The organism is Thalassoroseus sp., from assembly GCF_984380535.1.
In genome coordinates this window covers 163,037-184,643 of sequence record NZ_CFHRBF010000011.1, presented here as the reverse complement: position 1 = coordinate 184,643, position 21,607 = coordinate 163,037, and the positions used below count along the sequence as shown (strand labels likewise).

Annotated in this window: 17 protein-coding genes; 11 read left to right on the top strand and 6 right to left on the bottom strand. The window is 55.5% G+C overall.

Annotation, left to right across the window (positions count from 1 at the left end):
• Window positions 1-9 precede the first annotated feature (9 nt).
• Both AC5DDB_RS16650 and AC5DDB_RS16645 read left to right on the top strand, forming a co-directional pair.
• Window positions 10-399, top strand: coding sequence for an Hpt domain-containing protein (locus AC5DDB_RS16650; protein ID WP_491740871.1), 390 nt, complete (start codon window positions 10-12; stop codon window positions 397-399).
• Window positions 396-1,784: an ATP-binding protein gene (locus AC5DDB_RS16645; RefSeq protein WP_491740870.1), complete on the top strand. Its 1,389-nt coding sequence runs from the start codon at window positions 396-398 to the stop codon at window positions 1,782-1,784. Before AC5DDB_RS16650 ends, AC5DDB_RS16645 begins: the two co-directional genes overlap by 4 nt.
• A gap of 6 nt (window positions 1,785-1,790) precedes the next feature.
• Here the strand turns inward: AC5DDB_RS16645 and AC5DDB_RS16640 are convergent, their stop codons facing one another.
• The gene (locus tag AC5DDB_RS16640) at window positions 1,791-2,423 is read right to left on the bottom strand and encodes an HAD family hydrolase (RefSeq protein ID WP_491740869.1); all 633 of its coding nucleotides are present in this window, start codon (window positions 2,421-2,423) and stop codon (window positions 1,791-1,793) included.
• Between the two features lie 333 nt (window positions 2,424-2,756).
• Between AC5DDB_RS16640 and AC5DDB_RS16635 the strand changes: the two genes are divergently transcribed.
• The 4 genes from AC5DDB_RS16635 (at window position 2,757) to AC5DDB_RS16620 (ending at window position 5,973) form a co-directional block, all read left to right on the top strand.
• Window positions 2,757-3,284: an acetolactate synthase gene (locus AC5DDB_RS16635; protein WP_491740868.1), complete on the top strand. Its 528-nt coding sequence runs from the start codon at window positions 2,757-2,759 to the stop codon at window positions 3,282-3,284.
• A 137-nt stretch (window positions 3,285-3,421) separates the two neighbouring features.
• The gene (locus AC5DDB_RS16630; RefSeq protein ID WP_491740867.1) at window positions 3,422-3,892 is read left to right on the top strand and encodes a hypothetical protein; all 471 of its coding nucleotides are present in this window, start codon (window positions 3,422-3,424) and stop codon (window positions 3,890-3,892) included.
• A 280-nt stretch (window positions 3,893-4,172) separates the two neighbouring features.
• The gene (locus AC5DDB_RS16625) at window positions 4,173-5,372 is read left to right on the top strand and encodes a Gfo/Idh/MocA family protein (RefSeq protein WP_491740866.1); all 1,200 of its coding nucleotides are present in this window, start codon (window positions 4,173-4,175) and stop codon (window positions 5,370-5,372) included.
• Window positions 5,373-5,772: 400 nt separating this feature from the next.
• A complete protein-coding gene (locus tag AC5DDB_RS16620; RefSeq protein ID WP_491740865.1) occupies window positions 5,773-5,973 on the top strand; it encodes a hypothetical protein in 201 nt (66 codons plus the stop codon).
• Between the two features lie 47 nt (window positions 5,974-6,020).
• Here AC5DDB_RS16620 and AC5DDB_RS16615 read toward each other — a convergent pair whose 3' ends face one another.
• Window positions 6,021-7,481, bottom strand: coding sequence for a DUF8809 domain-containing protein (locus AC5DDB_RS16615; RefSeq protein ID WP_491740864.1), 1,461 nt, complete (start codon window positions 7,479-7,481; stop codon window positions 6,021-6,023).
• An 81-nt stretch (window positions 7,482-7,562) separates the two neighbouring features.
• Complete coding sequence (locus AC5DDB_RS16610; RefSeq protein WP_491740863.1) at window positions 7,563-10,217, bottom strand: VWA domain-containing protein; 2,655 nt, start codon at window positions 10,215-10,217, stop codon at window positions 7,563-7,565.
• Window positions 10,218-10,400: 183 nt separating this feature from the next.
• On the opposite strand from AC5DDB_RS16610, the gene AC5DDB_RS16605 reads away from it, so the two are divergent.
• Complete coding sequence (locus AC5DDB_RS16605) at window positions 10,401-11,201, top strand: cyclase family protein (RefSeq protein ID WP_491740862.1); 801 nt, start codon at window positions 10,401-10,403, stop codon at window positions 11,199-11,201.
• Between the two features lie 428 nt (window positions 11,202-11,629).
• Here the strand turns inward: AC5DDB_RS16605 and AC5DDB_RS16600 are convergent, their stop codons facing one another.
• The 3 genes from AC5DDB_RS16600 to AC5DDB_RS16590 all read right to left on the bottom strand — a co-directional run bounded on the left by AC5DDB_RS16600 (window position 11,630) and on the right by AC5DDB_RS16590 (window position 16,154).
• Window positions 11,630-12,823 carry a DUF1501 domain-containing protein gene (locus AC5DDB_RS16600; protein ID WP_491740861.1) on the bottom strand — a complete coding sequence of 398 codons (1,194 nt, stop codon included), beginning with the start codon at window positions 12,821-12,823 and terminating at the stop codon, window positions 11,630-11,632.
• Between the two features lie 149 nt (window positions 12,824-12,972).
• Complete coding sequence (locus AC5DDB_RS16595) at window positions 12,973-14,379, bottom strand: DUF1800 domain-containing protein (RefSeq protein ID WP_491740860.1); 1,407 nt, start codon at window positions 14,377-14,379, stop codon at window positions 12,973-12,975.
• A 125-nt stretch (window positions 14,380-14,504) separates the two neighbouring features.
• On the bottom strand, window positions 14,505-16,154 hold the full coding sequence (locus AC5DDB_RS16590; RefSeq protein WP_491740859.1) for a hypothetical protein: 1,650 nt from the start codon (window positions 16,152-16,154) through the stop codon (window positions 14,505-14,507).
• Window positions 16,155-16,325: 171 nt separating this feature from the next.
• Between AC5DDB_RS16590 and AC5DDB_RS16585 the strand changes: the two genes are divergently transcribed.
• From AC5DDB_RS16585 to feoB, 4 genes are all read left to right on the top strand, one after another.
• Window positions 16,326-16,796 carry a hypothetical protein gene (locus AC5DDB_RS16585; RefSeq protein ID WP_491740858.1) on the top strand — a complete coding sequence of 157 codons (471 nt, stop codon included), beginning with the start codon at window positions 16,326-16,328 and terminating at the stop codon, window positions 16,794-16,796.
• A 168-nt stretch (window positions 16,797-16,964) separates the two neighbouring features.
• The gene (locus AC5DDB_RS16580) at window positions 16,965-17,894 is read left to right on the top strand and encodes a DUF1559 domain-containing protein (protein WP_491740857.1); all 930 of its coding nucleotides are present in this window, start codon (window positions 16,965-16,967) and stop codon (window positions 17,892-17,894) included.
• A 149-nt stretch (window positions 17,895-18,043) separates the two neighbouring features.
• Window positions 18,044-18,940, top strand: a complete 897-nt coding sequence (locus tag AC5DDB_RS16575) for a hypothetical protein (RefSeq protein ID WP_491740856.1) — start codon at window positions 18,044-18,046, stop codon at window positions 18,938-18,940.
• A gap of 204 nt (window positions 18,941-19,144) precedes the next feature.
• Window positions 19,145-21,391, top strand: coding sequence for a ferrous iron transport protein B (feoB, locus tag AC5DDB_RS16570; RefSeq protein ID WP_491740855.1), 2,247 nt, complete (start codon window positions 19,145-19,147; stop codon window positions 21,389-21,391).
• The last annotated feature ends 216 nt before the right edge of the window (window positions 21,392-21,607 follow it).

Sequence of the window (21,607 nt, the reverse complement as noted above, 5' to 3'; positions counted from 1 at the left end):
AGGATTCCCATGTCGTCTGAACACTCAGCGTCTAGTCAGAATGCCCCTGCGATCTTTCATCGAGCCGACGCACTCGCCCGTGCCGGCGACGATCGAGAGATTGCCCAAGTCGTGGCACGAATGTTTCTAGAGCACGGCCCCGAATGGTTGGACCAACTTCGTCAGGCGATCGCGAGTTCCGATTGGCCAACCGCGCAGCGAATCGCCCATACGCTGAAGTCATCAGCGGACAACCTCGGATGTCATGAAACACGAGCAACGGCGTGGAGCATTGAATCCGCAGTGGCCGCCAACGAATACGACTCACTCGAACCATTGATCGCCAAGCTTGACGAAGCACTTCAACGCTGCCTCCCACCGTTAACCGAGTTTTGCGAAGCCGGTGAGAATCCGTCATGACAGAGATCGAAAAGATTCTCGACGAGACACGCTCCGAGTTACTCGGTCAATTCGAACTTGCCTTGGAGAATGCGTTTTCGCAGATTCGGAACACATGGAATCAATCCGGTTCGAGTTCCGCGGTGGTCGAAGCAGTGCGTGGCGGTTCGATCGAGGATGCCCGCCGGTTCGCCGAACAACTGCGAAAGGCCAAGGAAGAAGCCGTCGCCGCCGATCAGGCGAAAAGCGAATTTCTGGCAAGTATGAGTCACGAAATCCGCACCCCGATGACCGCGATCATCGGTTACGTCGATCATCTGCTTGACGATCGTAGCGAGGGCATACCGCCCCAAGAACGCCGTCAGATTCTCAAAACCATTCGTCGAAACGCCGATCACTTACTGGAAATTATCAACGACATTCTCGATCTGGCGAAGATCGAATCCGGTCGGCTTTCGATCGAGAACACACGACTTTCCGTTCCGAAACTCGTCACGGACGTGATTGATCTCCTCGGAAACCGAGCCGAGGAGAAGGGTCTCGAATTGCGATCGGAAGTCGAAGGACACATCCCCGAGCACATCCAATCCGACCCGATTCGACTCAAACAAATTCTGATTAACTTGGTTGGCAACGCGATCAAATTCACCGGAACCGGCAGCGTCAAAATTGTCGGGCGGTGCTTGGCGATGGATTCTCGCAGTCCGTTGCTGGCACTTGACGTCATCGATACGGGAATCGGTATTTCGCAAGAAGCGAGTGACCGGATTTTCGAGTCGTTCCATCAGGCCGACAATAGCACCACTCGCAAATACGGCGGCACCGGCTTGGGACTGACGATCAGCAAGCGATTGGCCTTGATGCTTGGCGGCGATCTGCACGTGACCAGTCAACTTGGCAAAGGCAGCACGTTTCGGCTGACGACACCCACCGGCCCGATTGACCGATCGAATCAAGTCACGTCTCTAATCGCGACTCCCGAACAAAGTGGCGTAATGCAGCCACCGACATTGGGCACACTCGCCGGTATGCGGATTCTGCTCGTGGATGACGCACCCGACAACCAAGTGATCATTTCGAAGTTCCTCGAGAAACACGACGCTGCAATTGTTCAAGCAGAAAACGGCCACGAAGCCATCGAGAAAATCCGACACGCTGAAAAGACAGAAAATTGGCCGTTCGATGTCGTACTGATGGACTTGCAAATGCCGGTGCTCGGTGGTTTGGAAGCCACCCAGTATTTGCGGAAACACGGCTATCGGCGACCGATCATCGCTCTCACTGCAAACGCCATGCAAGGCAATGAGGAAGAGTGCATTCAAGCCGGTTTCAATGAAGTCGCCATCAAGCCGATCAATCGCGACGATCTTCTCCACCGTCTGCAGAAATTCGGCCCGCAACTCTAACGTCGTTCAATTGAAACCAGTTGCAGGCAATTCGTAACCGCGTCGGCGAAGTTGATCACGCAATGTCGCGGCATCGATAAACACCTCGGCATCGATTCCCAACTTCCGAGCGGCTTCGACGTGTCCGACCGTGTCGTCGGTATAGAAACACTCGCCCGGATCGCATTCGATCGCCTCGAACAACGCCTCGAAAATGGCTCGCTCCGGCTTCACCGATTTCACCTCGTACGACAACACCTCCGCATCGAAATCCTCGAAGAGATCGAACTGTCGTTTGGCGAACTCGATATGAGCCGCGTTCGTGTTCGACAGCAGCACCAACCGCGTGCCACGGTCACGAATTGCAGTCAACAGCGGTCGCATCGACTCATTGAGAATGAAGATATCACTCACTGCTGTCATCAAATCGTCGTACGCAATCGGTTTCTGCAGGACATCTTCGAACCGCTGATGAACTTCGCTCTGCGAGACCTCACCCCGTTCGAATTCATAAAATAGACCACGATATGCGTCCAGCAGCGGTTCAACATCCTCTAACGAACACTGGCATAACTCGCGGACTTGTTGCCGCATACGGTCATGCGAGAAATTCAGCAACACATTGCCCAAATCAAACACGATTGTGCGAATCTTTGTCACAATGGTCCTCGGAGGAGTGTGGTTTCGACGAACTCAAGCCGCTTCGACGTTGAACCGTAGATATCAGTTCGCCGATCAATTATCGCGGTTATGAAAAACAATTCGTAAATTCGGCAAATGGAATCCATGAAAAAGCACAGAACGTAAAAACGAACTGGAAAACTTTGCGGATGTCGCACCATATGCGTCGAAGCCTGGGAAATCATGTGTTGTGACGACTGTTTCCGGGAATTCTGTAGCGAAAAAAAATTCGGTTGCGTACGATCAGGCAAAGGAAACCGAACCCCAAGAACGGTCGGTTCGAGACGATCCCCTTGACCAATACGGACAATAATGGCGGAATTCTACGACGATGAAGACGACTCGGGCAGCGGAATTGTCACCGAGGCCGGTACGATGCGTGGTCGCGAATGGCCATGTTTGCGGCAATTTGGCGTGTTTCTGGAAAATCGCGTCGGTAGCCTGAATGACTTGATGCGACATCTCGAGCGACAAGACCTCCGCATCATGGCATTGTCGATTGCCGACTCGATCGACTGCTGTGTCGTGCGATTGATGCTCAATCACTACGAACGTGGACGAGAACTACTGGACTTATCCGGTTTTACGGTGTTCGAAACCGACGTCATCGGTGTGCAACTTCCGAACGTTGCTCAACCGTATGTCCAAGTTTGCTCAGCACTTCTGCGCGCGGAAGTCAGTATCCACTACAGCTACCCCTTGCTATTTCGACGGGGAGGCCAGGGAGCAATCGCGGTGTACGTCGACGACATCGATCTCGGCCTAAAGACTCTTGCCCAAAATGGACTCACGGTCATTACCGAAAAAGACTTACTTGAAGATGACGAGGATGTGATGTAAAAAGAGACACATGGTACAAGTGACCGGAACGTTCTGATGTTTAGTTACCGAGAACGCCTGATCACTCCATCGCGAGGGAGAACCCGTCCCGTAGGGCAATCGATCGGCGGACTCTTTGACGGAGAAGTCGGAATCCGATGAGCTTTTGGAATGCCTTGGGAATTGTGTTAAGCGTGGCGTTGTTCGTCGGTGCTGTGAATTCGCACGAAACTTCTTTGCCGACAGTTTACGCAAAGTCTGTACTAAAAACACTTTCCGACGAGTCGCAAAGCAACCAGATTCATTTCACCCAAATGTTCAACGGCGTGCAGTTGCACTGCGATGTGCAAAATCTTCCACCCGGGTTGTACACCATTGAGATTCCCGAAACGACACGTCTCGGCGAGATTCAGGTCGAGGAAGCCGGTTCGGCAACATTCGAAGTTCTAGCTCGTGGGCAAATTCTTGCTGATCTCATCGGGCAAACGGTTGTTCTTAACAAAATCGATCCCGTGAACCATCGGAAATATTCGTCTGCATTCGATTCTCAAAATGCGATCAGTGGTGTGATTAAAATCATCGACCCAACCGCACCTCATGCCTACCTCCATCGTTGCTCTACGAATTAAACAGCCCTCCCAAAAAAGTCACACCGCAAGCCACTAACGGGCAACGGCTTACGTCGATAAAGTTGCATAACACCACATTACCGATGACGGCTGTAATCCCTTGTAAATTCTCGATTTTGCCGCTGAACGACTGCATCAGCGGTCTGTGAATGCCAACGGTTGCAGATTTAATCCGGCCGTTGTTATCCTCTGTGAGAACGAATCCAATCTTCATGCGTCCCGGTTCTTCATACCGGAGCGACGCACTCCTTGACTGACCCGCTCGAGAGGGAAACACACGATGGACACCACAAACGGCCCCCTGAATCGAAAATTGCGTATGGCGTTGGTGGGCGGCGGAAAAGGATCGTTCATCGGCCGCGTTCACGCCACCGCAGCCGTTTTGGACAACCGAGCCGTCCTTGTCGCAGGTGCGTTGTCGTCCGATCCGCAGCGTTCGAAAGAATCTGCCCCATCCTACGACATCGCTCCTGAGCGGGCGTACGGATCCATTGACGAGCTGGTCGAAAAGGAATCGGCACTTCCCGAAGACGAACGGATCGATTTTGTCAGTGTCGCGACTCCCAATCACACTCACTTCGCCATTGCAAAAACCGCGCTTGAAGCTGGCTTCAATGTAATTTGCGATAAGCCAATGACATTCGACATGGGTCAGGCGGAAGAATTGGTCGGCATCGTCGAGAACAGCGGCGCGGTGTTCGCACTGACGCACAACTACACCGGTTATCCGCTCGTCCGCCAAGCTCGCGAAATGATTTTGAATGGCGAACTCGGCGAGATTCAGGCGATTCGTTCGAACTACATTCAAGGTTGGTTGCGATCGAAACTCGAAGACGAAGACAACAAGCAAGCCAAGTGGCGGAGCGACCCGGCGAAGAGTGGTGTCGCAGGCGGATTTGGCGACATCGGCACACACGCCTATAACTTGTCTCGCTACATGACCGGGTTGATTCCGGCGGAAATCTCGGCGACGTTGAAGGTGTTTGCCCCTGGTCGGCAACTCGATGACTATGGTTGTGCTTTGATTCGGTTCGAAAACGGCGGACTTGGCACCGTGACCGCGAGCCAGATTTCTCACGGTCGCGAGAACGACTTGTTCATCGAAGTCGACGGCACAAAAGGCGCACTGGCGTGGCGACAAGAAACCCCCAATGAGATGTTGGTGCGACGCAACGGCGAACCACACAAACTCTACACCCGCAATCCGAACGCCCCTTATATGAACGAAAGCGGAGCAGCCGCTTGCCGACTGCCGGCAGGGCATCCGGAAGCGTTCTTCGAAGCCTTCGCCAACATTTACCGCTCGGCGTACGATGCCATCGTCGCTCGCATTACCGGTTCCGATTTCGAGAAACGTGATACGATCTACCCCAACGTCTACGATGGTGTCGACGGCATGAACTTCATTGAAAAGTCCGTCGCCAGTAGTGCAGACAATGGTGCCTGGCTGCCGTTCCATCACGAAGCTTGCCGAAAGTAAAAATCAAGGCTCGATTGCGTGTGTCACTGGCGTCTCGCTAGTGACACACAATACTGGCGGACAGTTGGAAACAATGGACGAAGATTTGGCTTGGGAGGAGTTGTGCGCGGGGGTTAAGTTCCGTTTTCGGGACGCTATTCTCCTCGTACGGAATCACCGTGGGGGTTGGATCGAATGTCATTCGATTCGCCCGAAGAACGACTTCGTTATGACCGTCAAACGTCAGACCTATGAAGCCTGGCGAGACGGTTTGCACGAGCGTAAGCACTCGTTCCTTGGCATTCCCTTTTAAAATACCGTCGCTAATGTGTGTCCGCTTACACACGAATTCCGTGATCCCTACAGCAGAGAGCCAACTCTGGCTCGAAACGAAAATTCCTTCTGGAATGGAGTATGGATCATGTCGAATTCGTTTTTCGCACGTCACTCATCACGGTTAAATGTCTTCGCCAGCACGCCGCGAAAAGTCTATGGCCGATACTTGCCACGGAAGTCGAGCGGTGTGAACCAACGCCCCATTCTGTCGGCCTTCCTGCAGGCTCGCGACATGGCAGAAAAGAGCGAACCACATGCTCTGGAAGACCAACCGTTCGCAGGTTGAGAAGCGGCTGGGTTAGCGAAACGCCCCCCAGCCCAGCATGAGTCGATCTACTCGGTATCCGATTCAGTAGGACGAATGCTTTCGAAGTATTGTTTGACGGTCTGACGATGTCCCAACGGCAACGGTTCACTTTCGAGAACCGCTTCGGCTTGTTTGCGGAACTCCTGATACCGCTTTTTATAGCTGCGTGACGCCAGCTGCTTGGCTTCCGTTGTTGTCATGATTTCCCGTTCGCTTGGGCCGTCACCTTGCTGCCCATCGACGTTGACTTCGTCTCGGTTGCCGTCGAGTTTCGTCGCCAACTCGCCAAAGGGTTTGTTGGTGGCACCGGTGCCCCAATTGTTGCTTGGGTTGTCACTCTTGCTGGTTCCTTTGCAACCGTTTTTGTTGCATTGGCTTTTGCAAAGACTCAGCCGCCCGAGTTGGTTCCCCAAGCAATTGCAAATCGATTTTCGTAACGATTGCTTCTTGCACAGCCCGGCCAACTTGCAAGCCGCTCCGTTGCATTGAGATTGATTTTTCTTTTCCAAGCCTTCGGACAATTCGCCAGTCGATTCACTGAGTTCGCCTTGTTTCGCCTTGGCGAGGTTTTGTGACAGTTTCTTCAGACTCGCGGCGACGGCTCGTTTTTCTTTGTTCGAGAGTTTCTCGGAATCGAACTTTTCGAGTTTCTCGGCGGCGTCTTCGTAGTCTTGGTTTTTAAGATCAGCAGCGAGCGGTTGGAGTGCGTCGGCAGACTCGACGGATTCCGCCAGCGATTGCATGGCTGAATCGACCTGCTCTAAGTTGAATGTGGCCATCGTGCTCGTGATCGACTGTTGCATCAGCGATAACTTCGCGAGCGCTTCACGTTCATCGACGGCCGGGTCGCGAAGTTCCTCGACGAGTTCTTCCAATTTCTGCACGAGTTCATCGAGTTCGTCTTCGTTCTTGTCTTTTGCCAACTCTTTCAACTCGTCGAGCATTTCTTCTTGGAGTTCCTGAGCCTGCGCTTCGAGCATTTGCCGCGTTTCAAATGGCACACTGGCCGCAACCGGTTCTTGAACCGGCCACAACATAATCGTGAGAACAGCCGCCCCGGTCCCAAGTGATGCAAGCAACCAATGCGGCCGACGCCACGGCACAACGCGGTTTGGTTCAACGCCATCGAGCTTTTGCAGTGTTTCTTCGACTTGCAACTTCCGGAGCGGATCGTTGCGATCGTCTTGGGCGAACTCCAGCGCCGTGAGCGATCGATCTTTGAGTTGGTAGTGGTTATCCACTTCCATCGCGGATTTCTGCCAAGACAATGGTAGGACGAGCCCCAAAACCGCCCCGGTCAAACCGCATACTCCTAGCGTGAGAAGTGGCATCCACCATGCGATGTTCGAGCCGGATTTCCACAACAACGCCAGCACCAACCCGAGAATGGTGCCGACGAACAAGCCGGTGACCAGCCACTGAATCGACCGCATGAATCGCAAGCGACGCTGCACTCCTGAAAGTCGTGTGCGGATTTCTGTGTGCATGCTCGTTCCCTTGGCTTCCAAGTGAGGAAATTCCACCAACGTGCTACTATACAAATTCTGAACGACGGATCAAGCAGATTCTCAGTGAGTGACCGCAGCTTCCGCCCCCATCCGTTCCGAGTTTGCTCGTCGTCCGAACAATCCACGACTTCCCGTGGAAAAATCGATTCGTCGCAACATGACGTCGAACACGAACAACACCAACGCCGCTATCATCAAGAACGGCCACAACGCCAATCGAAGTTCGGCCGTCCGTTCGGTGGGTGCGAACAGCGTTTCCATCGTCGGGTTGTATTGCCCGCCGCTTGTCGAAGCGATTTTCTTGAGCAAGTCTTCATTGGTGGGACGCAGACGAAGTTCGTCCGGGTAACCGACGACCAGGGCTCGGTTCTGTCGGAGCCGAACGTCTCCGCCGACAGATTTCTGACGAAGTTCCATCAGATACGCACCGCGATCGTCGGCATCAAATTCGGCTTCGTACCGACCGGGAGCTGTCTGGCGAAGTGTGAGTTTTTGAGGATCAAGATCAGGCCGGATCAGGCTGAGTTCCGTGTCGGCTTCGTTGACGAAGTTGCCAAAGGCATCGACGGCGTCTAGCACTACTCGCGCTTGGTTGCCAGTTCGCTCGACAGTGACGAATGCTCCTTCGGACGTCGATTTTCGCATCGCATGCCGAATGACTTGGGCCCAGAACGTGCCGAACTCCGGCCAGGCAAGCCATTCCGCCGACCAACGCGGGCTGATGTCCGACGTAAACGCCACGCTCATGCCCAGGCCGTATCGCCACCAAGACAGCAGCGGTTCGCCGGTTTCGCTGGCGAGGATAAACTCGCTCGTCGGTTTTGGACGCGTCACCACATAACCGAGCAGGAATGGAGCATTTTCCATATCCACGCCATTGAGCACCGCGGTCGGACGAACGATTTGCGGGATGAAGGGCAGTTCGTTGATGGCCGACTTACTGGCTTCGACGGTCTCCTTGGCGAAAATTTGTGGCACGGAGTTGGGATCGTTGCAGAAGTAGTAACGACCGCCGCCAATTTCCGCGATGCGTTCGAGCAAGTCCTGATCGGCTCCATCACCGACCGCCACACCACTGACTGTCATCCGGGCGGCGGCCATATCACTGGCGAGACCTTCGAAATCGCCCGGTTCGCTTTGGCCGTCGGTCAAAAGAATCACGTGTTTCAACTTCGCCGTCGCCCCGAGCAACGCGTCGTAGGCATCGGAGAGTGCAGGATAAATGCTCGTGCCGCCGCTAGCTTCGATGGTGGCGATCCGGTCGAGTATGTAGCCTTTGTCCGAACCGGCGTGGAGTTCACTCACCCAGTTGCTTGAGCCATCAAATGCGATCACGCCGATTTGATCCCGCGGGCCCAACAACTCGACGGCGGCTTTCGCAGCGTCCTTGGCCAACTCGATTTTCTGCCCGCCCATCGAACCGGATTTGTCGATGACCAACACCATCGCCAAACTCGGCTTCTCGCGTTCCTTCTCAAAATTGCTGCGGACCGGCAGAATGGTTTCCAGCGTGGTTTTGTAGTAACCGCCAAGTCCGAACGCCTGATCGCCGCCGGTCATAATGAACCCGCCGCCCAGGTCTTCCACGTACGTGCGGATGATGTCCATTTGATGCAGCGACATTTCCGTCGCGGGGATGTTCGAGAGAATTAGGCAGTCGTATTTTTGCAACTCGGCCAAATCGCGGGGGATACCCTGCGGCGGACGGACTTCGACCCGCATGTCTTGTTCTTCGAGTGCCCAGCGGAAGGAATCGGTCTGGTCGGGTTCCTGATCGATCACCAACACCGCCGGTTTGCCAGCCGCGAACACCAACCCGCGAGCCAGGTTGTTATCAAGGAGTGTGTCGGACTCCGTGCGAACCTGGACGGCGAAATCGACTTGGCGTTGGTCGTCGATCGTTTGCCGAATGCGGAAGCGGTTCTCACCCTTTTGCAATTGATAAGTCTGCGATTCGCCATTGGACTCGATGCGGATGTCGTCGCGGAAAACGTCGATGTTCGCTTTCGTCTGGCGATTGGATTGCACGACGACTTCCACATAGAACGGTTCTCCCTGCCGAACTTGAGCGGGCACAAGTACCTCGCTGAGTTGCACTTCGGGATCGTCCCGCGTCGGCAGCGAAATCACATGGACGGGAAAACCGACCCGGTCCGCTGCTGCGAGTCCGTCGCCACTCGTTTCGTTGCCATCGGTGATCAAAAGCAATTCCGGCACGCGGTCAGGAGCGATCGCCGCCGCACCGACTCGAATCGCGGCAGAAAGATCGCTGCCGAGTTGTTCATCGTCTGTGAGTTCTTCAGTCCACGTTTTCGGATCTTCCACCGCCGCCGACGGCGTATTTGCAAAGCGTACGAATCGCAATGCGACATCACCAGCGGACTTTTGGAGTTCAGACAGTAACTCGTCGGTTCTTTCTTTCGCATCCTCGCCGACGCTTTTGCTAGCGTCGATGGCGACGAGCAACGTGCGTTGTTTCGTGGGTGTGCGGAGCGATAATCCAGCAATCGCGAACGCCAATAACACGACAATCAACGAGCGAACCGCGAGCGAGAGTCGACGTTGCCACAGGGAAAAATCGCTCAAACTCCGCACGTGAAACCACAGCACCACCACGAGCAACGTGAGTGTAACGAGCCAGAACGGTCGCGTGAGTTCCAGGGCGTATTCCGTCATACGGGCGGTTTCTCCCAGCGTGTTTGACCAAGCGTTCACGTCACACCATCGCCTGTGCCGTCCCCGTTTGTCAATTGGAACGACGAATGTGCGGGCGAAATCACGCAGGGTGATCTGGGAAAATCTTGAAATCGCGGGCGGTGAAGCATCGGGGGTGAGGCGGTGAAAAACGTGTTATCATGCCCGTCGGTTACTGATGGTCTCGCCAATGTCAGGGAGTGGATGATGAAACGGATCCGAATCCTTCTGGGTGTTCTGACGGCAATTGTCAGCGTCGACTCGCATGCGGAGGAGTTGTTCCCGGCCCAGTCACTCGCGAAGGCGGTCGACTTGAGTTATCCGCTCAACTCAAAAAATGCGTTTTGGCCGGGTGAGAATTACTATCCGTTTCAAATGGACACGATTGCGACGCTGGAGAAAGACGGCGTGCTTTCCAAGGCGTTCCGCATGCCCGAGCATCTCGGCACGCACATCGATGCCCCGAACCATTTCGAACCGAATCAGCCGTCGGTCGATGAAATCCCGCTGGCGAATTTGATCGGTCGCGGCGTTGTGCTCGACATCTCTTTGCAAGCCGAATCCAACGCGGATGCGATGCTCAGCGTGGCCGATATCCAAGCCTGGGAAAAGCAACACGGCGAAATTCCCAAACGTGCAATCGTGCTGCTCAACACTGGTTGGGGTCGATTTTGGAACAACCTGACGCGGTACCAGAATCGAGACTCACGCGGCGAACTCCATTTTCCGTCCTACTCTCCGGAAGCCGCGGAATTTCTGGTCAAGCAGCGTGACGTGCTCGGCATCGGTGTCGACAACATGAGCATCGATCGCGGGATTTCAAAGAAGTTTCAGGTGCATCACATCGTGAACAAAGCTGGCAAGTTTGGCTTGGAGAACGTAGCTCATTTGGACAAACTCCCGCCCCAAGGTTTTACGCTGATCGTCGCCCCGATCAAACTCGAAACCGGCACCGGCGGACCGACACGTGTGTGGGCGGTGTTGGATGCGGCAGCGACGGAGTGAGACGCCGCGTGGCCATTCTGCATTATGATGTAGAGGGTTGAGAGTAGGGTGTCGAAGATACGATTTCGCATTTGCCAGCGTCAATGCGTGCCACTGCTGGCTTGTCCAGCAGTGTTTCTAGCGACTCCCGGCAGGCTGGTCACTCGCACTGCTAGGCAAGCTAGCAGTGCAGGAAATTGCATGTATTGGAGACAATATTGCGTGACATTCAATGCGGTTTATACTTGGGTGGCATGCCCACCGTTTGGGGTGGGCATGGGCCAGCGGTGTTTGAATGTCTAATCATGCCCACGTAAAACGGTGGGCATGCCACCCACGACGCTAATTCGATGCAATTTCCTGCAGTGGCACACAACTTCTTTCTTGGTAAGAGTTTGTGTTCCTTGCAATCTCTCAAGCGTGAAATCGTACGCTCTCGACTCGACACGTCATGCGAAAACGGGCACCGTTTCGAACGCTCTGCCCAGTACCGCCTTTGCATCTACGCCGAGCCATTGATCCAGCACGGTGGCGTAGACGGAGCGGAAATCGGTGTGGTGTTTGAGGTCGCCATCGGTGAGGTCGTCGAGACGTGGATGCTCACCGATCACACCGGTTTGCACTTTCGGACCGACGAACATCATCTGCGAAGCAACGCCATGATCGGTTCCGCCGGAACCGTTCTCTTTCACCCGGCGACCGAATTCGGAAAAGGTCATCGTGACCACTCGGTCGGCATGGCCTTGGTCTTTGAGATCGGTTTGAAACGCCCGAACCGCGTCGCCTAGCTCTTTCAGCAAACGGGGATGGACATCAAGTTGGTTGGCGTGCGTGTCGAATCCGCCATGCGAGACGTAATAAATCCGCTCCGGCAACTCGGCGGCGATCAACTGCCCGACGAGTTGCAACCGCTTGCCCAGACTCGTTTGCGGATAGTCCGTCTTCTTCGCCCCCGCTGCCACGCTTTCCAATCGCCGAGCTGTCTCGTACGCGGAAGCCGTCGAGTTCTGGACCAATGAGAGCAGCGGGTTCGCTGTCGATGGTTTTCGATTGGCGAATTTTTCCATCATCTCGCGACGGTCCTCACCGGTCTTAAGACGATAGGAATCCAATGACCGCACCGACGCTGCCGGTCCTGCAGGCGAGAACAGTGCTAACGGGCTTTCGCCATCGCCAACGGACATCGCCGAGAGTTTCGAGCCAGCCAGTGACGTTGTCCGTCCCAACCAACCGAAGCGTTCGGACTTCTCCCGCGTCGCTTTGTGCCAAATATCCATCGACTCGAAGTGCGAGCGATTCGGGTTCGGATATCCCACGCCCTGCACGATCGCGAGTTGGGAATCCTCCAAGAGCTGCGAAAACCCCGTGAGCGACGGATGAAACCCTAATTGCCTATCAATCTTGAGAACTTTGTCCGAAGCGAGATTCAGTTGCGGACGGGCGGATTTGTAGAGCGGGTCGCGAAACGGCACGACCGTGTTGAGTCCGTCATTCCCGCCGGTCAATTCGATTACGACGAGCACGGTTTCGCGTTTCGATTGCTCCGCCGCCATTGCTGCCCGACGAAACGCCATCGGCAACGCCGCCCCCATCGCCAGCCCCGAAGACGCCTGCAAAAACTCTCGACGATTGAAACCGGCCATGACGAATTCCCTCATTCGTAGGGTGCGTCGTGACGCACCAAGTATTGATCGAACCAGTTGGCGGTGCGTTGCAACGCACCCTACGTTGTCTGCCCCACCCGTTTTTGATCTTCCGGCTCTCCACTCGCCGCCCTTTGCGTTCCACTTCGTCACGCCACCTGAAACTCTGGCAGCGTCATCACCAGATGAGCGGCTTCTCTCGCGAGCAATCCGTTGATAGCGCGGTCGCTGCGGAATGGCGAACGCAATTTGATTCTCTGATTTCGTAATGCCGACGTGATATCCGGACTCGCCGGATGTTCTTCGGACTGGAGGAACAACCCGAGGAAGAATCGGGCGGTTCGTTGATCGTCGTCGAGTTTCATCTCCGAGGCCAACATCGCCGGGTCGCAATGCGAAGCGGGTCCGTCGCCACGGGTGAGTTGGAATGCCATGTTTTGCCGAAGGAGCAGGGCGTTCGGATCGATCCATTCCGCTCCGCCGTCCCACCCTTTGACGCTCGGCGGAAAGAACAGACTTTGCCCGAGCGTGTCACACGCTTCCGCCAGTTTGGTCGGACTCGCTTGCCCGCCGAGACTGCGAACCGCTCCGACGAGGAATTCCACCGGGCTTTTGATTCGCTGGCCAATCGCCGCATCGGAGTAGAACACCCAACTACGGAAAATGGTGCTCATCAGCCAGGCGGTGTCGTAATCGCGAAGACGGTATTCGTCGGCCAACGGGTTCAGCAAGTCTTCGGGAAGTTCGGTGGTTTCACTGACGAACTCTCGAAAGATCTTGCGAACGAGGAACCGGGCACAGGCGGGTTGTTGCAAAGCAATGCGGGCCACATCGCCAGCGGTCCAACGACCGGTGTTGCCGAGAATCGTCTTCGAGCCGGCGTCGTGTTGCGAGGGATCGAAGACCGCGTTCTCGCCTTGGACACTCCATCCCGTCAGTGCGCGGGCGGCTTCTTTGATGTCTTGTTCGGTGTAATTGCCGACACCGAGGCTGAACAGTTCGAACACTTCGCGAGCGAGATTTTCGTTCGGGTTGCCTTTGCGGTTCGTGTCGGAGTCGAGCCAAATCAACATCGCCGGGTCCCGCACCATCGCGTGTAGCATTTCGCTGAAATGACCGAGCGAATGCTGGCGAAGGGTGTCGTTCTGGCGTTGCATCAGTCGGAGATTATCGACCTTGGCTTGTGAGGTCGCGAAGTGATCGTGCCAGAACAACGTCATGCGTTCCCGGAGCGGATGCGGAGACGACAACAACCGCACCACCCAAGCCGCTTGCAGTTGTTTCGGGTCATGCGAAGCGATGGCGGTTTCGACGAGCGAGTGCATCTGTGCTTCGAACTCGAACTGTCCTTCGCCACCTCGAATCAAATCCGCAACCAGCTTCGTCGGACGGGAATCGACGCCGGTTTTCAATTCCTCGGGACTTGCCCCGAAAGTGGCTCGCCGCAGTAGGTGGGCGACTTTCGTAGCGTCCCAGGGGTTACCGCCGTTCGGAAAATACGCCGCCCAAGCGGTTCGCGGACGAAAGCGGTCGAGCGTAGTTTGTGGATCGGACATGATTGTTTCGTTCCGAGTCGAAAAACAATGGTTCAACGTGTGCCAAATGACCGTTGATTGGAAAGCACGGCTCACTAAGCCGTGGCACCCTATTTCGTGAACTTCAAAGCGGGGGCTTCCCCGGCTTACGGATTTTCGGTCATCCAAGTCAGCGTGTAATGAAAACCGTGTGGTGTGCGTTCGAGTTGGCCTTGGAGATTTCCGAGTGTTTTGATCGCGTCCGCGACGATGTCGAAATCAGAATTCGCGGTGTCGGGGGCAATGCCGTTGTTGAGCACGGTTTCGTCGACGATCGTCCTGCGGTAATCCCGCAGAGCGGCTGCCAACTCCGCGAACGAACCGGCTTGGGCAGCAATTACGTTCGTGTTGGGGCTTTCCGCGGCTGTCGAATTGATTTCGTCGAGCGTGTTGCGGACGATTTCCGTCGTGCTGCCGAGAATGAAATGATCGTCTGTCGTCGCCCAAGCGGGGCGGAGATTGAACAATCGTTGATCGAAATTCTTGACGGAGACGGCATCATCACGGAATGCAAGACTCGAAATCTTCACGCCTTGATAGTCTTCGGCGACAGATCGCATTTTGGCTTCGCCAAAGGCGGCGATAAAACTCACCGCTCGCAGCGGGCCGGCGGTGATCTCCCTGAAGCGTTTCGCGTCGCGAAGTGAAACGGTCAGCACCGCAGCGGGAAGCGAGTTGTTTTCATCGATGTGATAGTCGAGATTCTGTTGCCGAGCAATCGCCCAGCGGAATTGCGGGCCGAGCGTCTCCGCGAGTTCAATTGGATAAAACTGCGACCTGAGTGCTTTGAACTGCTGAGCGATTTGCTCATTGGCTTTCTCTGCCGCAGCGATGACTTGAGGAGTCATCAACTCCTCGCGATCTTGCCACAAGCCGGACCAATCTCGCAGTCCGCTAACTGACCATAATGTGCCGGGGCCGTTCAACAGTGGTGCCAGTTTGGCTCCGTTTCCGAACAGCGAAGCCGGGGCATCCGCGTTGCCGTCTCCGAGAACCTCGATCTGCAACTTGTGGTCATTCTCCGTCACATGGACCGTGAGTTCGTCGGTCCCGACCAGCAAACCCAACCAGTTGCCAAAGACGATCAGTTGACCGGCGTCCTTCACGGGAAGTTGCAACCGATCGGGCTTTTTATTGAGGCTGTTGAGCGTTTTCCAGTCCAACCACAGATTCAGGATCGGTGCGTCGTCGTTTCGTGCGGGCGGACTCGACTTGAGCTTCTCCAACGCCAATGCAACGGTGCTACGATCCTCGGAACCGACCAGCCAACGATCGATCAAACCGACGGACATCGACCCGAGTTTGCGAATGTCCGGCGTTTCCGTTTTCCGTACGCCCAAAGCGGCCAACTCGGAACTGAGTCGTTCGCGATATGTGGCGTCTGAAAGCTCATACAGCCAAACGTACTGCTTCGGCCCCGCAACCGCCAAACTCAATCGTCCGGAAAGCAACTCCGCCAGTCCAGCGGTGCCGGTTTCTCCTGTGACACGTTCGGCGTAGGCGAGGACTTGTTGAATCGGGTCGGCTTCCGGGCGATTCCACTGATGACGAAACTCCGCCGTCGTCGCAATCCGTTTTACGAACCCCTGGATGCGAGGATGATTCAACAAACGACCCGCGTTCGAGACTTCCACACGCACGAGCGGTGGAGACTCTAGAAACTCCGTCGCGGTCGGGGGTCCAGCGACCCCATGTGATGATCCTACCAAGAGGAGTCCCCAAAGCCCGATCAGCATCTGACGTCCAACGTGCCGCATGGGAATTTCCATTCGTAAGACCAATTTATCATCTGCTGAGTGTTACCCACCGATGCCGTTCACGGTTTCAATGTTTTTCGATTGTCTTCATCCAATCTGAACACATTGCGTTGCGGGCCCAAGTTTGGGACGAGTAAGATCAGCCTCTCGAATCTTGATAGGGAACTCGTTTTGAGACTTCGCGGGCGAACTCGAAAACTCGGTCTCGCTGGGCTGCTCGTGTTTGGCGTGTTGGCGGCGATGTTCGTCATGCCCGGACGTCGGCATACGCACTCCGATGGCGAGCACTCGCATGCCCATCCGCACCCGCATCATCACCGTGACGATTCCCATGCGTCGGTCGCTTCGGGGCAGTCCCACACGCATATCCGGTTTTTGTGGTGGGAGTTCTCGGTCTCCGATTCGGCCAGCCTGTCCGAACCCGTCGACCATGCTTCTAACGCCGATGAAGTTGCGGACCATCCGGTCTCAACTCATGCGTGGATGCACTGGCTTCAAGTGCTGGTGATGCTTGTCGGGTTGTGGGGACACCGGAAGGTCATTTGCCCCAGCCCGATGTCCTTACCGCTATTGTCGAAGTTCTCGTCGAAACTTGGGCGACTTCGCGAACGCCCGGTGCTGCCTTCTCCGAGATGGATTTGAATTCGCCGCCGCACCTCCGCGGCCACTCTCCACTGTGCTAACGACGGGCATGTCTTCGTGTCCGGCGTTCGAATTCCGTCGCCCCAATAGGGGCGGACGTTCCATCATCCATCTCGTTGCCACCGCGACGCCGACGAGCGTACGCACACGGCAAGACAAGGACTTTCTATGCATCCTACTTCTTCCCGAGTCCGGCAGGCATCCGGCTTCACCTTGATCGAACTGTTAGTTGTCATCGCCATTATTGCGATCTTGATTGCATTGCTGTTACCGGCGGTTCAACAAGCCCGCGAAGCCGCTCGACGGTCGGCATGTAAGAACAACCTCAAGCAACTTGTCTTGGGTATGCACAATTACGAATCGACATTCCGCACATTGCCGCCGGGATATCTCCATAAGTTCGCCTCCTCCGGTGCCGGTGCGAATCAAATGGGCTATTCCTGGGGCTTGATGTTGCTGCCTCAGTTGGAACAGAAGAACTTGTTCGATCAATTTGACTGTACCATTCCGATCTTCGACCCGTCTCAGCAAGTTCCGCGGGAGACGCATCTCTCGGTGTTCCTGTGCCCGTCCGATCCGTACTCGGAAAACTCTTTCGTGGTGCGTGATGATTCCAGTTCGCCAATCGAACAGTACGCCACCGCGAGTTACGCCGCCAACTGGGGACCGTCGACACCGTCCGTCAACCTGGACGACACACCGTTGCAAAGTCGTGGCGTATTCTACCGCAACAGTCCGACACGCTTGCGAGACATCACCGACGGACTGACATCGACGTTGTTCATCGGGGAACGCACCAATGGACCGTTGCCCGGCACGACATCCGGTGGACACTCGGTGTTTGAAACGGCCTGGTGTGCTGCCGTTCGTGATGTCGCCGATCCCACGGACGATCACGGTCATATGGTATTGTTTGAAACGCAATTTCGGCCCAATCAACTGGGCACCGATGACAAAGGACTGAGTGCTCCGCATGCGGGCATTTGTCAGTTCGCCTTGGGGGACGGTTCGGTGCGGGCGATCAGCGAAACCATCGATGCGGACATCTACAATGCGTTGGCGACTCGGTCGGGTGGTGAAGTTGTGGGCGACTTTTAGACGTTCAATCCGGTTCGAACGATAGAAGCAGTGAATTTCGGTCAACCGATACGACCCGTTGTGACGATACACTCGATACTGTCTTTCACAGCGCGGGCGGGCTGTTGCGATGGATCGCGCCCGCCTTGCGTGCATTGCGAGGTCGTTCCATGCAACGAATTTTTCTTGGTTGGTCGATCGGGGCCGGTCTGCTGTTGTCGCTGTTGACGACCGAAGCACGGGCACAGGGTCACTTTCTGATCTACTCCCCACCCGGCCAATACTCGATGGACCCGACCGGGTTAGATCACCCGGAAACGTTCTTCGACGCGGGTTGGGAACCGCCCTTAGTCGCGGACATTAGCTTCGGGACGATCACACCGACCGCCGGGTTGTTCGACGAAGTCGCGGATACCGGTTTTGCCACGCGATTGGCTTGGCATCATCCGACATTGAAAAAGCCGTTAGACTTTGGTCGGCTGTTCCTTGGTTGGACCGGCAGCTTCGAGTACGCGACGTTTTCCACACCGGATGACGCTCCGCTAAGTGCCCGAGCGACATCTCCGAACACACGCTATCCGAACCTCCCAAACTTCACGCCAGGCGTTCCCAATGTAGCCACACCGAACGCGAACTATGCACCATTTCAAGTGGACTCGCTCAGTTCGTACACGTTCGGCATTGGACCGGAAGCGACATTCATGTTCTATCCGGCAGATGAAACCGGACCGGAATACTTTGTCGGTGCGAGTTTCGAAGGGCTTGTTGGATGGGCAGACGCGGATGTCGTGAACCTTCCGCCTGGCACAGTCGCTTCGGAAGTCTTTCGAGCCAAACCTCCCGTGAATGACGAGTTGGAAGCGTTGTGGGGCTACCGTGGACAAGTCAAAACCGGCATCGCTTTCGCCGAAGGATTTGCCGTCTCGACGAGTGTGGCCTCCACGCTATACCGCACCCAAGCGATCACGAACATCCAAGAGAACAACTGGTTCGTGACCTGGATGGTTCATTTCGAAGCCAACACACAAGCTCTCGCCAGCGGATTAGGAAATTTGCTGGGCCGATAGCCGGATTCGAACCTAATCATTCAACGCAACAGCCTCGACGTGAAAACGTGCGAGGCTGTTTTCGTTGGTCGCTTCGATTCTCCGCAGCGTGCGGACGTTGAGATTCAGTCTCAATCCTGCTAGTGTAGCAGAACTCGTCGTGCCACCGTCTCCGCTCGACGTTCCAATCCATCCGCATGCATTGCCGACCCGCCGCGAGTCCTCATGTCCATTGCCGATTCAAATCTTCAATCGCCTGTCGAGTCTCGATCTTACACGGTTGCACTCGTTGGTAACCCGAACACCGGGAAAAGCACGCTGTTCAATGCGTTGGCTGGGATGAATGCCCGCATCGGAAACTTTCCCGGTTGCACCGTCGAGAAGAAGATCGGCCGCGTAACATGGGAGGGGCACAAAGTTTCGTTGGTCGATTTGCCCGGCACATACAGTCTCTCGCCGCGATCGCTCGATGAAATGGTTTCAGTCGACGTGCTCCTCGGCAGACAAGACGACGTCGGCCGACCGGATGCCGTGTTATGCATCGTCGACGCGGGCAACTTGGAACGAAACTTGTATCTGTTCAGTCAGGTGCTTGATATCGGTTTGCCGGTGGTGCTGTGCTTGAACATGAGCGATGTCGCCCGAGCACGGGGCATTGAAATCGATACGAATCTGCTCTCCGAACGTCTCGGTGTGCCGGTGGTGAAGACTGAAGCCCATCGCCGAGTCGGACTGGCGGAGTTGCGACAAACGATCTTGTCGGCCGCCGATCGACCTCCGACCGAACCGCGAGACGTGTTCCCCGAAGAGTTCCGCCGGGTGCGTGACGAATTCGCGGAAACGATTCGCGGATGGGGAGAAACCGAACCGTTGCCCGTGTATCTCATGGACCGATTGGTCTTGGATGTCGGCGGGCAAACCGAACGCGAGTGGGGCAACCGATACCCCGATCAGTTGCCGAATTCATTGAAGGCAACCCGCGAGCGTTTGGCGGAAAGTGGTTGTCGAGTGCCGGCGATCGAAGCTCGTACCCGTTACGGTTGGGTGAAAGATACGCTCGATGGCGTCGTCACCCGCCCCGCTGAAGAACGCCGATTCGCGAGTGATTCGATTGATCGAATTCTCACGCACCGTGTCGGCGGTCTCGTCGTCTTCGCGGCTCTCATGTTCCTGGTCTTTCAGGGAATCTATTCCTGGGCCGGGCCGTTTATGGACTGGATCGAAACCGGGCAGGGGGCAATTGCCGACCTTGTGCAGTCTTCGATGGCTCCCGGTCCACTGCGGAGTCTGCTGATCGATGGCGTCATCGCCGGAGTCGGTGGCGTGCTGATATTTCTGCCGCAGATCGTGTTTCTGTTCTTCTGTCTCGCGATTCTGGAAGACTGTGGCTACATGGCCCGAGCCGCGTTTCTGATGGACAAACTGATGACAAAAATCGGTCTGTCAGGGAAGTCGTTTGTCCCGTTGATGTCGTCGTATGCCTGTGCAATTCCCGGGGTAATGGCGACCCGTGTGATCGAAAACCGCGGCGACCGCATGATCACGATGCTCGTCGCCCCGCTAATGAGTTGCTCCGCCCGGCTGCCGGTTTACATTTTACTGATCGCTGCGTTCATTCCCTCCGTGAGTTACCTCGGCGGTTGGGTCGAACTACATGGGCTGGTCCTGTTTGCGTTCTATGCTCTCGGAGCGATAGTGGCGATTCCGGTCGCGTGGATTCTCAAGAAGACCATTTTCAAAGGCGAAACACCGCCGTTCGTGATGGAACTGCCAAGTTACAAGTGGCCATCGCCGCGGATCGTGCTGAGTCGTGTCTACGATCGAGGCAAAGCCTTCGTCACCCGTGCGGGCACATTGATCTTCGCGACCACAATTGTCGTGTGGGCCGCTGGTTATTGGCCGGGTGATCACACCGAACTCAACGCCGTTCAAACGGAGTTGGAATCGCTCGACGCCAAAGAAACTCACACCGAAGCCGAGGAAGCCCGCATCGAAGAGTTGGAAGACGAACACCACAGGCTCAGTAGCGAACTCATCTCCGGCAGCATGCTCGGTCGGATGGGACATGCCATCGAACCCGTGGTGCGGCCATTGGGTTGGGACTGGCGAATCGGTGTGGGGGCGATCGCGTCGTTCCCGGCTCGTGAAGTCATCATTTCCACATTGGGCACGATTTACAGTCTCGGCGGAGACATCGAGACTGACGAACCCGATGCCGGTCTCGTCGAACACATGCGAAAAGCCAAATGGGAAAGTGGTTCTCTCGCAGGTCAGCCGGTATATAATACGCCGGTGGCACTCTCGATTATGGTGTTCTTCGCATTATGTGCCCAGTGCGGGGCCACGTTGATGGTGATTGCAAGAGAGACGAATAGTTGGCGATGGCCGGTGTTCACTTTCTTGTACATGACTTGCTTGGCTTACCTTGGAGCTCTCGTCACCTATCAAATCGGGATGGCGATCCTCTCATAACTCGCTCGTCGCGTCGAAGGAATCGACGTAACCTCTCAATTCAGGAAACCCAAATCGTTATGGACGCACAATTTTGGCAAACTGTCATTGCGCTGGTCCTCGTCGGATTAGCCTCATTGGAACTCGTGCGACGGATCGTACAGTTTCTGAAGACAGCTGAAGATTCCGCATGTGGTAGCCGCTGTGGTTCCTGCTCCTCGAACCAGCCCCAGCATT